Below are 14,134 nucleotides of genomic sequence, written 5' to 3' on the forward strand. Positions count from 1 at the left end.
GGGATGTAGACCCGATCGGCGGAGGGCATGCGCGCCGATCGCCAGAGGCTCGAGTAGAGCCGCCTGATCCAGTGACAGCCCTTCCATCCGGAATAGATGGGAGACGGGAACAGAAATCCGCTCGCGCATGCCGCCATCCAGGTGCACGCCCAGCACGCGCATGCTGCGGCAGCAGTTCGTTTTGCCGCTTAGGCAGGCGCCGCAATGGCCGCAGTGCAGGTACGGAATCATACTGACCTGATCGCCCACTCTTAGCCCTTCCGGATTATCGCCAATCTCTTCGATCACCCCGGAGAGCTCATGCCCGAGGATGCGAGGGTAAGTAAAATAAGGCTGGTTTCCCTGGTATGCGTGCAGGTCCGTGCCACAGATGCCGATGCGTCGAATCGCAACAATCGCCTCTCCTTCGCCCCTAACTGGCTCGGGTAAATCCTCTCGATAAACCAGCCTTCCGGCTTCTTCGCAGACAATCCCTTTCACTACGCCCGCCCCTCTTTCGCTTCCGTCCGTGGACTGCCATTATACTCAGGTAGTCCGCTCGCCCAGGTCCGATTATGGACCGAAGCGAGAATGTCCGACACTTCACCCAGCAGCTCCTGGTCCATCGGCTCTTCGACCCACCTTGCGTTCTTGACGATGTTTTCCGGATTAGCCGTGCTCACCAGCGTCGTCGGAATACGTTCGTTAGCGGTCGAGAATTGCACGGCCAACTGGGCGATATCGTATCCGCGGGAGGCACAGTGTTCGGCCGCCTTCCTGCAGGCAGCTTTAAGCTCGGGATCAGCCGGGTGCCAGTCAGCGGTTTCTCGGGTGCTCAGCAGCCCCATAGAAAGCGGTGAAGCATTGACCAGGCCGATGCTGCGTTCCTCTAGCAGCGGAATCAGATCAAGCAATGTGGTATCGTTGAGAGAATAGTGGCAATAAGACAGGATCGCGTCCACTTCAATCTGCGGAAGGATCTGCTCGAATAGTTTCAGCGGAAGTCCGCTAACGCCTGTAAAACGTATCTTCCCCTGCTCCTTCAGCTTGAGCAGTGCAGGCACAGCTTCCTCTAGAATGATGCCGGACGGCACGAATTCAATATCATGCAAAAAAAGAATATCGAGATAATCCGTGTTCAGCCGCCTCAGGCTTTCTTCAACGCTGTCAAAAATTCGTTTCGCAGAAAAATCAAATGTATTCTCACCATATCGTCCTGCTTTGCTCGATAGCAGGAAACGATCCCGCGGAAGCTCCTTGATCGCCTGGCCGAGTACGGACTCCGCCTTGGTCAATCCATAGTAAGGCGAAACATCAATATAGTTGATGCCTGCGTCAAGGGCAGCATGCACTGTTTTAATGCTCTCGCGGTCTGACGTTTCGCGGAAGACCGATCCGAGCGAAGAGGCGCCGAAGCTGAGGACCGACACCTCGAGTCCCGTGCGACCCAATTTTCGAAACTTCATTTTGGTTTCCCTCCATCCATGCATATTGGCGATTCTTTTTCCAGACTTTTTGGCCGATTACCAGCACTGTGAGCTCAGGTTCTAAACGCTCAAAGCTTGTAGAACTCTTTCGCATTGACTCCGAACAACCGCGACTGTTCCTCTTCTCCCCAAGACTTCGGTAGAGCCCGCCGAACAATCTCTATAACCTCGTCGTACCCGGCAGCAAGCAGGCAGACTGGCCAATCGCTGCCAAACATGACTCTGTCTGGGCCAAATATCTCCAGAATGTGCTGGACATAAGGAGCGAACTCTACGTAATCCCAGCTTTCATGATCGGCTTCCGTCACCATCCCCGAGATTTTGCAGTGGATGCCTGGAAACGCAGCAGCCTGGCTCATTGCCTCTGCCCATGACTCCCATTCATCGCTTCGGATCGACGGCTTTCCGATATGATCAATGACGCCCCTCAGGTTTGGAACCTGCCTCAGCAGCTCCAGTACTGGGGGGAGTTGCCCGGATACGATCAACAGATCGATCGAAACATCATCCTGGGAGTAGCCTTTAAGCGCTTTCACAAATGCTGGCTCCAAAATTCGCGCTGCGTCGGGCATGTCCTGGATCATGATACGAAAGCCTGCAAATTTCGGGTGGCGGCTGAATCTCTCGTAATGCAGTCGGTGGTTCGGGTCGAACAGATCGAGCCAGCCTACGACGCCAAGTATGGAAGGCGTCTGTTCAGCCAGCCTCAGCATAAAGTCTGTTTCCGAGACAGTCGGGGCGGCTTGAACCAGGATCGTACCATCCAGCCCATGAACGCGTAATTGCGGCTCCAGATCGGCTGGCAAAAAATCGCGGTAAAGCTTCGGGATCTCCGGCGTAATCCATCCGTAATCCCCGCGTGCGATAGACCAGTAATGCTGATGGGCATCGATTCTCATCTTAAACAAGCACCTCGTTATCTAAATATCTTTGGTATCCTTAGTTTGAATACCCTTATTGTATATTCCGTTTTATGATATTGTAATGTCTAGAACAGGCATTTTTATATCCTTTTTTGATATGACCAAGCGCCGAAAAGGAGGTCTCCACCCATGCAGCCCTACCGTAAATCATTTGCCGGAGATCCGCTGTTTCCGTTTGAAATTGTGTATAAGACCATAAAGTACCCGGACAATGAACTCCCCAATCATCTGCATGATCATTATGAACTCGTTTATGTGCACAGCGGCCAAGGGATATTTTTCATCGACAATTGCTGGTACCAAAAAAGCGCCGGCGATCTGTTCGTTATCCCCGGCAACACGATCCATCATGCCCTGCCGGACCTAGAAGACCCAATCGTCTCATCGGCGATTTTCTTTGCACCGACTCTCATTGCCGGGCCTTCGCTCGGCGATGGATACTTTCCGCTTCAATGCTATGAAATCGCCCGCAAAAAAAAGCAGTTCAAGATTGGACTGGCGGGATCACTGCGAATTGCCGCCGAAATGGCAATCAAGCAAATCGCGGACGAGTTCGCGAACCAGGAAACGGGATACCGTGAAGCCGTGCTGCTGACGATCGGCCAGTTACTTCTGCAAATTAATCGTCATCTCCTGACCGATGAAATAACCCAGCACGAAAGCCCGCGGATTGGCCCCTCCTGGATATTGCGGGCTCTAAAGCGGATTGACGAGCATCCCGAGCGAGAGATTCATCTGACTGACCTTGCAAGGGAAGCCTGCGTGTCGCCTTCTCATTTCTCCAGAGTATTCCGGCAGTTAACTTCATTGAACGTTATAGGCTACGTCAACACCAAACGTATCATTAAAGCCAAGGAACTTCTCTTGTTTTCCGACGAGAATGTGAATGTGATCGCAGAGAAATGCGGATATGAAACACCTGCTCATTTTTACAGAGTATTCAAATCGTTAACAGGAGAGACGCCCGGCCAGTACAGAAAACGAAGCTAAAATAACTCCCTATTTGAAACGAGAGACGAAGCGGCGCTGCCAAGGCGTCTCAACAGCACGTGGAGTGTAGTGCTCCCGGACATAGTCGACAGCTTTATGATGGGGTACTCCATCAATCACAGCGAGACAGGCTAGTGCAGTCCCCGTTCGTCCAATCCCTCCCCCACAGGCGATTTCGACCCGTTCAACTTCAGCGCGAGTCCATGCTTCGCGAAGCGCGTCAGCGGCTGCAGCCTTGTGTTTGGGCAGCCAGAAGTCCGGCCAAAGAATCCAGTGGCTTTCCCAGGTAACCGGCGCTGGTTCTCGCCCGAGCAGGTAGAGTGCAAAAGTGGGTTGAAGCCCTGGGGGAAGTGGACGTCTTAGTGCCCTGCCGCGGACGAGTCGACCTGAAGGAAGGCGCAGCACACCTTGCGATTCGGGGTTCCATGTATCATTCATAATGTCACTCTCCTTAGGTATCATTTATCTCAAGAATCAGGATAACTTCTTCTTAAGGATCAATAAGTGACCCGTTTGATCACCAAAATACTTTCATCAAACAGTCCACTTGTCATTAGATGAGGTGGACGTTTGGAGCGAATTTCTGGATCAGGATGTTGTTCAGAACCAAAAGTAAACGCTACGGGTTGATTCCCTTTAACCTCTACAATGACATCCAAACCTTGTTTTGGAATACCTGCTTGTTTGTAATAAAAAGTGTCCATTGATTTAGGTATGGTAAAGGATTCTTCACCAACTTTTATTTTTTGAACGCGACCACCAGGAATAGACAGATACATGTTTTGCACATCTGTTCCACCTGAAAATCGAAAATGAATCATCTTATTCCCTTGTTTTTCCTCTGTCTTTACTAGCTTTATTGGTGCCATTTGATAGTTTCGTACGGGTGCATTTCCTACCCATGCTTTTTTATCATAGTTAAACGGTAAAATAGATTTTATATTGGATATATTCGTTGTAGCTATATATTTCTTCGTCCAATCATCTGGTGGTTGGGTTGTAACCCACTGTGCTTGTTTTTTATCCTGGTCCACGACATAGAATAGGTTACTATCTATAGGTCGATCTGCACTTGGATTAGCTCTGAAAAAACTAATCGATAATATTACTGCCGCGATTCCTATCAAGGTATAAGGTACCCATCGTCCTAGTTGGAATAGCTGTTTACATTGCATGAATAACAAAGCTAAGAGCCAAACAAAAAGCAACATGAGATAAGGTGCAAGACTGACCGGAAAAAAGGTGAAAAGCAACTTGAGCAGTGGGACGAACAGTACTATGGGTAAGAAGGATATAAGGGATAACACCCATGTATTGGTATTTATTTTATCCATTTTATTCTTCCATACCACCCACCCAAGTATCAGTAGTGATACAAGCAATGGCCAAGCAAACAGATAGCTGGCACCAGGCAGAAATTGTGTTAACAAAATGAGAAATATGACACCAAGAAAGATCGCCGACAATGTCATTTCCCATTCATTTACGGTGCGTAATTTCCTCCAGATAAGGAAACAGATAGATGCCGTGATTAACAGAAATGCCCACTGATAATAAAGACTGTCATATACTGCACCACTAAATAAAGTCATTTTTTCAGCCCAAAGTGCGTTTACCCCCATCCAAATCAGTACCGTTGCGATGATCGAAGAAATGACAGTTAACAGGATAGCTAGCAAACTGATTCCTAACCCTTTGAAAGTGGCGCACTTTTTCTTTACTGCAAAGATCATAACCATTGCAAATAAAAGTACAATCAGCCCTGTAAGGGGATAGACCCAGTAGTAAGAGTAGGAAATGACTACCCCAAAAAAGTTGAAATAAACGGCATTCTCTTTCTTAATATCATGTAAATCCAATTGACCGAAGTGCCTAGCCATGGCTAAGGCATTTTGCCCTTGGTGTTCTAACGAACGTATATCTAGGTGTTTGACATCATCATGTGGTGTATGGTATCCGGTCCATCCATCACCATAAGCAAAATTCAATCCGGGTATTTTATTTTCATTGGAAACCGTTAAATCCGAGTCGTTTGGCATGATTTCAAACAGATTTCCTAGTAAGGATGAAGTAACGGGATTGGGGGCTGCTTTGGCAAATTCTTTTACCATCCAACCGTTTTGATCGCTGGTTTGGAACATGATAGACGGACCACTTGTTCCTCTTGCCTCGAAATTAATGATGAGATCCATTTTTTGTTTATGATTTGATTTCGTCCAAAATTCCTTTGCTCCCATTAATCCTTGCTCTTCGCCATCTGTAAACACAAAATAGATATCATTTTTCAAAGGAGGACCTGATTTTAATACACGTATGGTTTCTAATAGAGCAGCTACTCCGCTTCCATCATCACTAGCTCCTGGTCCTTGTTGAACAGAGTCATAGTGTGCAGACATCATCATTGCATGATCACTGCTGGTACCTTCAAGTTTACCAATCACTTTGTACATATCTCCGCCAGTCAACATTTTGGGGTATAGAGAAGCATGATTGGAGTGTTCGATTTCTGGTCTCAATCCCATTAATTCTAGTTGTTCAACAAGATAATTTCTTACTTTTTCATTTTCTGCTGATCCGCTTGGATGAGCTGTCTTTGCTATGTTGTTTAAATGTTGGACAGCACGATCTGCTGAGAAATTTTTCGAGATGTCCGCCTTCTTATCTGGACTGGGTGGAACAATGGTATACAGGCTGATAAAGGCAAACAAAAATATAAATGATATGATCGTAATGGCTTTAAAATTTTGATTATTAGTCATGATTAATCCCTCCTTATGGTTACATGGTTGTAAGTATCATAATGAAAAAGAAAAAGACAAACCAATGGTTTATCTTACAGTTACCTTACTTTGCGGTAAGGTAGGTTATTTAGAAAAAATTACGCACTGTCCTCCCCTTGACAATAAGGAAGGTTCTAATTCCGAACGAGATCCGAAAAAAAAAGACAACCCTAATGGGCTGCCTTCATTCAATCGCTATTTGGCTTCAATGGCCGCGTTTGCACCTTGGGCCTAGGTTGTTCGGTATGATGAGATGATGATCTGGTAATTACCCGTAGCTAAGCGGAAATATGTCCCTTATGAACAGAAGCAGCTTCTTATTTCATGTCCTGCCAGCTTTTGAAATCGTGAATGGCAAAGCCGGCATAGCTTGCGTAGTGCGCCAATTGATTATGGGCGGACTGAAGCTCCTTTTCCATCACTTTATTACTTATGGAATAGAATGAGACCCGAGGACCCTCTGTGCTTTTGACCGTTTCAACAGCAACAACAATTTTCTTCTTGAGCGTGGAGGCTTCTCTCAGCATGACCTGCGCATTTTCCACGATTCCATTATTGCCTAACGCATGATTCCGATAATTCATGATGACGAGGCAATCGAACTTCTCCAGCATCCATGCACTCATACTGTAATTCTTCCCGGGTACATGAATCGTATTAAGCCAATACGGAACGTCCATCGAAATTTTCAAGCCGCTGCCTTTCGTTTCTTTTTCGATCAGTCTCATATTGTCCATCCAGCTTTCAAGAATCGCTTTGTTGTGCTTTGTCCATTCGCTTAGCGCATAAGGTTCAATATCGAAATGCAGTCCCGTAAAGCTTCCTTCCGGGCCAACAGCGAAATTATAGGTTTTAACCCACGCGATGAAATTCCGAATATCCTCCTGCTTAGACTCATAGACCCATTCGGGTCGCCCCTCAAGTGCTTCCACTTGAATTCCTTCGTTTTTGGCTTTTCGAATAAAGCCCTCATATATCGTTGGGTCGATATCTCTATCCACCTGCAGGTAAATGGATGTCACACCCTTCATTTTGGCGAAGCTTATCATTTTCTCTTGATCCTGTTTGATGATGTGACTGTCCCATATCCATGTTCCTTTCGGAACATTGGCCACGGAGGTCATAATGCTCACCAGATTGCGCGCGGGCTGCCACTCCACATTTGCATGCAATACTTCACTAATAAAACGCACCGGAACCATCGTGCGGCCGTTTTTGAGCGCCGCCGCCCCCTCGAAATCTACTCTTTTTCCATTCACCAGTGCATGATTATCGCCAATTACCAAAATAATCGTGTCACGGTTAAGTGAGATCGTAATTTGTTTTGAACTTCCGTCCCATTTCGTAGCAGCTCCGAGCTTGTCGGATACAAAAGCAAGTGGAACCATCGTAAGGTTGGATCTCCGATCGACGTAGGGGTGCTCATCCGGGAATTGTACATCACGCCCATCCACAGATATTCGGACTTCAGAAGCGTAAATAGCGGGGGTGAACGCAGCTAAACTTAGCATGATAGCTAACGTGCATACTAGCAATTTTCTCATGGGTGATTTCCTCATCTTTTTGATATTGTTCTTCTCCTTACTGTGCACGCGTTGTCACATAATGAGATTATACGGGATGTAATAATTGGTAACAAGAGATCAACAGGGGAAAAGATATGCAGATTTAATTGCTGAGGCGGATGCTAGTGGGGAAAAATCATACGCATAGTCAGCAAGGAAAAGATATCTTTAGGTTTAGTCTTGTTTAATCGGGACTTGAACCCTAGCGATAGGGCTCATGTTGGGCAAATAACGAAAAGCTCAACCAGTAAAAACTGACTGAGCTCATAAACAAAAAGACTGCCCCCGTATGACACCCAAAACGTGAACGCAATCTCGATCGATTCAATGCCTTCTTCCACGATATGACTATGAAGTATTTGATTCACTATGTCACATAGCACCATTTCATTGATGGAACAACCTCGCTGTCGGCGCTTACGCGAACTAAAGAACTTTCCACCATACGATCCAGTAGTCCATAAAAACAGCTGGATAGACTCGTACCAGCCTAATGTGAGAACGAACTTCAGAAGATGGCCTTGTAAGCAACAATCTTATGGAACTCGGCCATTAACTTGAACATTCCCTCCAAGAAATTCATGGCTATATATATCGGAGATTTTTTCCAGCACACGCTGCGCATGTTCTGTAAATTTCAAGTCCGCAATCCGATCTTTGAACAGAAACACGCCGGTCTCATTGCTGTTTTTGCCCAGAGCTCCCTCATATAATAGATTGGCTCCATGAGTAGGCGGAGAGGAAAAAAACTTCATAAACAGTTCAAACCCTGCGGTTAGTCCGGAATCTTTTCCTTTTCTTAGCGTGTTGTTAATGCCCGGGTCAACGCTGCGGATCTTGATGCCTTCCTTTGCAAGCTGCGGTGCGACGGCTTGGGTCCACAACGAAAGAGCCAGCTTTGAAGTCGCATAGGGTCCATACATTTTGCGGAAGGTTTTGGGATGCTCCAATTTTTCGATCGTAAACTCCTTCGTAAATCTAAACACCTGCGACGAAGTGTTTATCACCGTTTTTAAGCTGCCGTTCTTCAACAGCCCCTTCAATTCCATCAGAATAATAAAAGGAACGACCGTCAACAATTCATAATGCAATTCGCGGCCTTGTTTCGAATAGCGCAGCTCACTTAAGCCTCCTCCGGCGTTGTTAAACAAAATATCGATCCGCTGTTCCTTGCTTTTTATTTCTTCCAAAGCGTGTCTTAAGCTGCCATAATCAGTGAGATCCTTCACTTTATAGGTGCGGAGCCGTCCGTCCTTGAGATGATTTTGGAGGAATCTATCGTCCGCCGGAAAATCCGACCGGTTCAAAGTAACCACCTGCCAGTTCTCCGACAGCATTTTCCGGGTCAATGCCAACCCGATCCCGTTACTTGCGCCTGTAATCACTGCAATATGTTCTCGTTGGTTCTTACTCAATGCATATCCTCCTTCATTTAAAATTTTATCGGTTACATGTGCTCATCAGTCGGAGTCGGGCAGGAGGATCAGTTTGCCATGGGCACCCCCGCTCTGGCTGATTTCGACAGCTGAACGCCATTCGTCGAGTTCAAAAGTCTTCGCGACCGGAATAGTGAACTTGCCGTCCGCTGCGTACCCAGCAAAGTCGCCGACAACGTCATAACGTGCGGTATGCAGTTCTCCATAGCTGGTGCGAACGCCAAGCTCAGCGGCTGCGGCGAAATCGCTGACGGTTAGGACATGCCGGGGATGCCCGTTGACGATTTGGACCAGATCTTTCAATGAACCGCTGATTGGCGCGGTATCCAGGGCGAGATCAACCGGCTGCTTTGCCAGTTCGGTCACTCGTTCGACCATTCCAACACCGTACGAGGTCACCAACGCCCCCATTGAGCGGAGCTTGTCGGCGTAGGTGGGACCAGCGGTTGCGATCACGCGGGCACCGCGCATGAGGGCAATTTGAACGGCGGCGAACCCTACCGTGGTGCCGGCTCCGTGCACGAGTACGATCTGACCCGATTTCACCCCAAGAGTATCAATGCCTCGGTAAGCGGTTTCGACTGCCATTGGCAACGCTGCAGCTTGAACAAAGTCGAGTCCGGCCGGCATGCGGAACCAGTAGTACATAATCGCTCGGTCGGACGCACCGGCGCTCGATCCATTCATGAAATCTGCCGCACCCAGAACGGAATCGCCGATGGCAACATCGGTTACGCCCTCTCCGATTGCGTCTACAATACCTGCCACGTCCAACCCGATTCCGCGAGGCAAGGGTAGTTGACCGGCAAAGTGGCCTTGGCACGTCACCCAGTCAACCGGATTTAAGCCGCAAGCGCGTACTCTCACGCGAATGCGTCCCGGCCCTGGCTCTGGGATCGCCACCTCCTCCAAGCACAAGACATCAGTTGGTTCCCCGTATTCGTGGAACCGGATTGTCCGCATGGTATTCTCCATTGTGATGTCCCCTCCATTTTGCTCTGATAAAATCATGTTCTCTGTAATTTCGAACGGTCTTCCAAGGAAAAGCAACGAAATCCTATACGATAAAGTTCACTAGAAGGCAGGGTGTCATGAACTGAAGCTATGCCCCCCTGCCCTCGCTTTAATAGTCAGGTGTGCGAACGGAGGAGCTTAGATCTGGGAGCCGCCTCCATCGACAGGAAACTCAGCCCCGGTGGTATAGGTGGCCTCAAATGCTAGGAATGCAACAGCTTTGGCTACCTCAACTGGATCGCCTAAACGCAGCATTGGGATCTGCTGTCTCATCTGTGCCTTTGTCTGCTCGGCAGCTTCTTCCGGCATTGACTTTTCCATGATACCTGTGTCAATGACGCCGGGGCTGACTGCGTTGACGCGAATTTTTCGAGGTAATAACTCGCGCGCCAGACCTCGAGTCATGGAGCGCAGCGCCGCCTTACTAGCTGCGTAAGCACTGAGCATGGGAAGACCCACTACGTTCACGATTGAGGTGGTAAGGACTACCCCGCTACCTGAGCCTAGCAACGGAGCGAGTTTCTGCACGGTAAAATACGGTCCTTTGGCATTGATTGTAAGTATCTCGTCGTATTTTTCTTCGGTCATTGCCTCGAAAGGGACAAACCCCGTAACACCAGCGTTAACGAACAGGGCATCAACTGTTCCAAATTCAGCCTCCACTCGATCGGCTAATGCGGCGATATCCTTCAATGAGGCGGCATCGCTTAAGACCGCGATTGCGTTGCTGCCGAGTTGTTCACGAGCCGCATCCAGCGTCGCCTGAGTACGTCCAGTAATCAGAACGTGTGCTCCTTCATCCACTAGCAACTTCGCCGTCGCAAGGCCGATTCCGCTACTACCTCCCGTGATCACGACCTTTTTGTCAGAGAATTTGCCTTTACTGAATGGTTCCATTAGAATCGTCCTCCCTTTGTATAATCCGTATTCGGATGATTAGGTACAGGACCGATTATATAGCAATAGATTTAATAAGTAAACTTATTTTATTAATTTTGTTCATTTAATTAATTTAATACATAAAAAGCAGTAAATTTGTTATAATAAGTTCGAGAGGCATTAAAGGGAGGCACTTATCTGTGAGAAAAGCCGTGAGTGTAGAGACATATGTAGAAAAAATAAAACCCGTTATAAGAAAAACAAAATTCAGCCAACTGAAAGTCGACGATCTCGCAAAATATATGGATATCAGCAAAGTGACACTCTATAAGCATTTTTCCTCCAAAGAAGACATCATCGAACAAGTCGTGGATTATTACATTGATTATTCGAAGAAGGCCGACACCGTTGTCAAAGACGATTCCGTCTCTTTTTTGGATCGTTTTCAATTAACATTTTTACAATCTTTGATGTGTGCCGTGTATATCTCTGATTTGTTCTTGCAAGACCTGAAGGAATTTTATCCGCACCATTTTGAGAATCTGTCCGTTGCCCTACAAAATCGGAATAAAAGCTTACAAACTTTTTTTGAATCCGGTATGGAGCAACAGATTTTCAACAGATTGAATGCCGTGATGTTTATGGTTCAAGATGACGCTGTGCTGCGACGCTTTATCGAGCCGTCATTTACGATTCAGTATGATATCACCTTGAAACAAGCGATAATGGATTTCTACTACATGAAGCAGTATCAATTGTTAAAACCTGAATATCTGAAAATCATAGACAATTCCAATATTGAAATGAAGATCGTTCATATTTTGCAAGGCATTTCATAAGTAAAGCGTCCATATCCGATTCCGTTGTGGACTACATTACTTCAACGGAAACGGCAGCCGATCGTCTTGCCGGCTGCCGTAGTTTGTTTCCGAACTATCATCCCCGTTAACTTAATGAATAGCACATATCTTCAACAGAATTTGTACTTCGTACTTTCGGAGCTGGACCGGCCAAATCCCCGCCGCGTTCCATGCCTCAGCACCGCGGGAGCGGGATTTGAAGCGTACGACTCTCTTCAGCGTAATTATTCGTCGTACCCTAGAATCATTTGGTCCAGCGGCGTACCGGCAAGCACCATTGGGTACACGTTCTCATTGGTCGGGATGACGAACTCGACGAGCACAGGTCCTGTCGTCTGCAGCGCCTCAAGCCAGACCTTGGAGGCTTCAGCCTTGTTCGTTGCCCTTAATCCCTTGATTCCGTATGCTTCCGCAAGCTTGACGAAGTCCGGACTGCCGGACAGATCAATCTGGCTGTAGCGTCGTTCGTACATCAATTCCTGCTGCTGCTTAACCATGCCGAGCACCTGGTTGTTCAGGACCACGATCTTGACCGGAATCTGATGAATCGCGCAGATCGCCATCTCCTGCGCGCACATCTGCATGCCCCCGTCGCCGTTGATCGAGACGACGAGGCGATCTGGATTGCCGACTTTAGCACCGATCGCAGCCGGGAAGCCAAAGCCCATCGTGCCAAGACCGCCCGACGTGATGAGTGAGCGAGGATGCTTAAAGCGGTAAAACTGCGCGGTCCACATTTGGTGCTGGCCTACATCGGTGGTGATGATCGCATCTCCTTTCGTCGTCTCGCTAATCATCTCGAGCACATATTGCGGTTTAATGACAGTATCCGAATCGGTATACCGAAGCGGATGCTGCACCTTATACTCTTGAAGCTGCTCGATCCAGGCGCCCGTCTGGGCTGCTTGCGCTTTCGTGTTCGCATAAGCCAGCACGTTTTTAATATCGCCGATGCACGCGAGATCTGTCTTGACGTTCTTGCCGATTTCCGCCGGATCAATATCGATATGGGCGATTCGTTTGGCCTGAGGCGCAAATCCGTCCAGTTTCATCGTAACCCGGTCATCGAAACGCGAGCCGATCGAAATAATGAGATCCGCATTCTGCACTGCCATATTCGCCGCATATACGCCATGATGTCCGAGCATGCCCAGCCACATCTCGTCATCGCTCGGAAACCCGCCGAGCCCGAGCAGGGTCGTCGCGACCGGAATCCGGGTAGTGTGGACGAATTTGATCAGCTCCTGGGAGGAGTTCGAATAGACAACGCCGCCGCCTGCGATAATAACCGGCTTGCGCGCTTCTGCAATCGCCTGAAGCAGCGCATCTATTTCTGCCGGATTCGGCTCCGGGGCTCCATGGTATCCGCGCAACTGAACCGTGTCCGCTGGACAATATGCCATCCGCTGGTTGGTCACGTCTTTTGGAATATCGATCAAGACAGGACCTTTGCGGCCCGTATTTGCAATGTAGAACGCTTCATGAATGATGCGAGGAAGGTCGAGTACATCGCGAACCATGTAGCTGTGCTTCGTAATCGGCATCGTGATACTAATAATGTCCGCTTCCTGAAAAGCATCCGTGCCCATGACAGTTGTAGATACGTTCCCCGTTATGACCACCAGCGGCACCGAATCCATATAGGCGGTTGCGATGCCGGTCACCAGATTTGTTGCTCCTGGACCGGATGTCGCGATACATACCCCAACCTTCCCCGTCGACCTAGCATAGCCGTCCGCCGCGTGAATCGCGCCTTGTTCGTGCCGGGTCAAGATATGCTTGAAGTCAGGCTGATGTACCATCGCGTCGTAAATATAGAGCACATTTCCTCCCGGATAGCCGAATACGCACTCTACGCCTTCCTGCAGCAAGCCTCGCAAAAGCACCTCCGAACCGGTGATATATTCCTCTGATGGCGTCGTTGTTTCATTCGTCATTCCTAATTGCTGTTCCATTGGGCAGCCTCCTTAGTTAAAATAAAATCCCCTCTCCTCCTAAGCAAGCTGACAGCAGTCAGCTCATACAGGGACGAAAGGGGATTTTTTCGCGGTACCACCCAAGTTTGCTGCCTTCTCACGAATGCAGCCTCATGAGGTAAGGCCGATGCCTTACCTGCGGCGCGTTAACGAGCACCATTTCGGTTAAGCCTACTTTCGGGCATGGAATGAGACCAGCCGCTTTCGGTTAACAGCTCCGAGACGACACCATACAAAGGGTTAAG

At 48.2% G+C, this 14,134-nt stretch carries 12 protein-coding genes; 2 read left to right on the forward strand and 10 right to left on the reverse strand.

Annotated elements, in window-relative coordinates; all coding sequences use genetic code 11:
* From M4D81_RS21790 to M4D81_RS21800, 3 genes are all read right to left on the reverse strand, one after another.
* The coding region (locus M4D81_RS21790; protein WP_260068029.1) for an alcohol dehydrogenase catalytic domain-containing protein at positions 1 to 480 on the reverse strand (480 nt) is incomplete at its 3' end.
* Complete coding sequence (locus M4D81_RS21795; RefSeq protein WP_260068030.1) at positions 480 to 1,445, reverse strand: aldo/keto reductase; 966 nt, start codon at positions 1,443 to 1,445, stop codon at positions 480 to 482. The genes M4D81_RS21790 and M4D81_RS21795, both read right to left, overlap by 1 nt.
* Before the next feature lie 89 nt (positions 1,446 to 1,534).
* Entirely contained in the window at positions 1,535 to 2,365 is an 831-nt protein-coding gene (locus M4D81_RS21800; protein ID WP_260068031.1) for an amidohydrolase family protein, read from the reverse strand.
* A 153-nt stretch (positions 2,366 to 2,518) separates the two neighbouring features.
* Between M4D81_RS21800 and M4D81_RS21805 the strand changes: the two genes are divergently transcribed.
* Complete coding sequence (locus M4D81_RS21805) at positions 2,519 to 3,379, forward strand: AraC family transcriptional regulator (protein WP_260068032.1); 861 nt, start codon at positions 2,519 to 2,521, stop codon at positions 3,377 to 3,379.
* A 9-nt stretch (positions 3,380 to 3,388) separates the two neighbouring features.
* Here the strand turns inward: M4D81_RS21805 and M4D81_RS21810 are convergent, their stop codons facing one another.
* From M4D81_RS21810 to M4D81_RS21835, 6 genes are all read right to left on the reverse strand, one after another.
* The gene (locus M4D81_RS21810) at positions 3,389 to 3,817 is read right to left on the reverse strand and encodes a protein-tyrosine phosphatase family protein (protein WP_260068033.1); all 429 of its coding nucleotides are present in this window, start codon (positions 3,815 to 3,817) and stop codon (positions 3,389 to 3,391) included.
* A gap of 59 nt (positions 3,818 to 3,876) precedes the next feature.
* Positions 3,877 to 6,138, reverse strand: a complete 2,262-nt coding sequence (locus M4D81_RS21815) for a M20/M25/M40 family metallo-hydrolase (protein WP_260068034.1) — start codon at positions 6,136 to 6,138, stop codon at positions 3,877 to 3,879.
* Between the two features lie 338 nt (positions 6,139 to 6,476).
* A complete protein-coding gene (locus M4D81_RS21820; RefSeq protein ID WP_260068035.1) occupies positions 6,477 to 7,703 on the reverse strand; it encodes a copper amine oxidase N-terminal domain-containing protein in 1,227 nt (408 codons plus the stop codon).
* A 557-nt stretch (positions 7,704 to 8,260) separates the two neighbouring features.
* Entirely contained in the window at positions 8,261 to 9,139 is an 879-nt protein-coding gene (locus M4D81_RS21825) for an SDR family NAD(P)-dependent oxidoreductase (RefSeq protein ID WP_260068036.1), read from the reverse strand.
* A 45-nt stretch (positions 9,140 to 9,184) separates the two neighbouring features.
* Complete coding sequence (locus M4D81_RS21830; protein WP_260068037.1) at positions 9,185 to 10,135, reverse strand: NADP-dependent oxidoreductase; 951 nt, start codon at positions 10,133 to 10,135, stop codon at positions 9,185 to 9,187.
* 177 nt (positions 10,136 to 10,312) lie between these two features.
* Positions 10,313 to 11,071, reverse strand: coding sequence for an SDR family oxidoreductase (locus M4D81_RS21835; RefSeq protein WP_260068038.1), 759 nt, complete (start codon positions 11,069 to 11,071; stop codon positions 10,313 to 10,315).
* Between the two features lie 182 nt (positions 11,072 to 11,253).
* Here M4D81_RS21835 and M4D81_RS21840 point away from each other — a divergent pair, with 182 nt between their 5' ends.
* Positions 11,254 to 11,892: a TetR/AcrR family transcriptional regulator gene (locus M4D81_RS21840; protein ID WP_260068039.1), complete on the forward strand. Its 639-nt coding sequence runs from the start codon at positions 11,254 to 11,256 to the stop codon at positions 11,890 to 11,892.
* Positions 11,893 to 12,137: 245 nt separating this feature from the next.
* On the opposite strand, the gene ilvB is transcribed toward M4D81_RS21840, so the two are convergent.
* A complete protein-coding gene (gene ilvB, locus M4D81_RS21845; protein WP_260068040.1) occupies positions 12,138 to 13,868 on the reverse strand; it encodes a biosynthetic-type acetolactate synthase large subunit in 1,731 nt (576 codons plus the stop codon).
* Positions 13,869 to 14,134: the final 266 nt, after the last annotated feature.

Source organism: Paenibacillus sp. p3-SID867, from assembly GCF_025142895.1.
In the GTDB taxonomy this organism is placed as follows: Bacteria; Bacillota; Bacilli; order Paenibacillales; family Paenibacillaceae; genus Paenibacillus_AQ.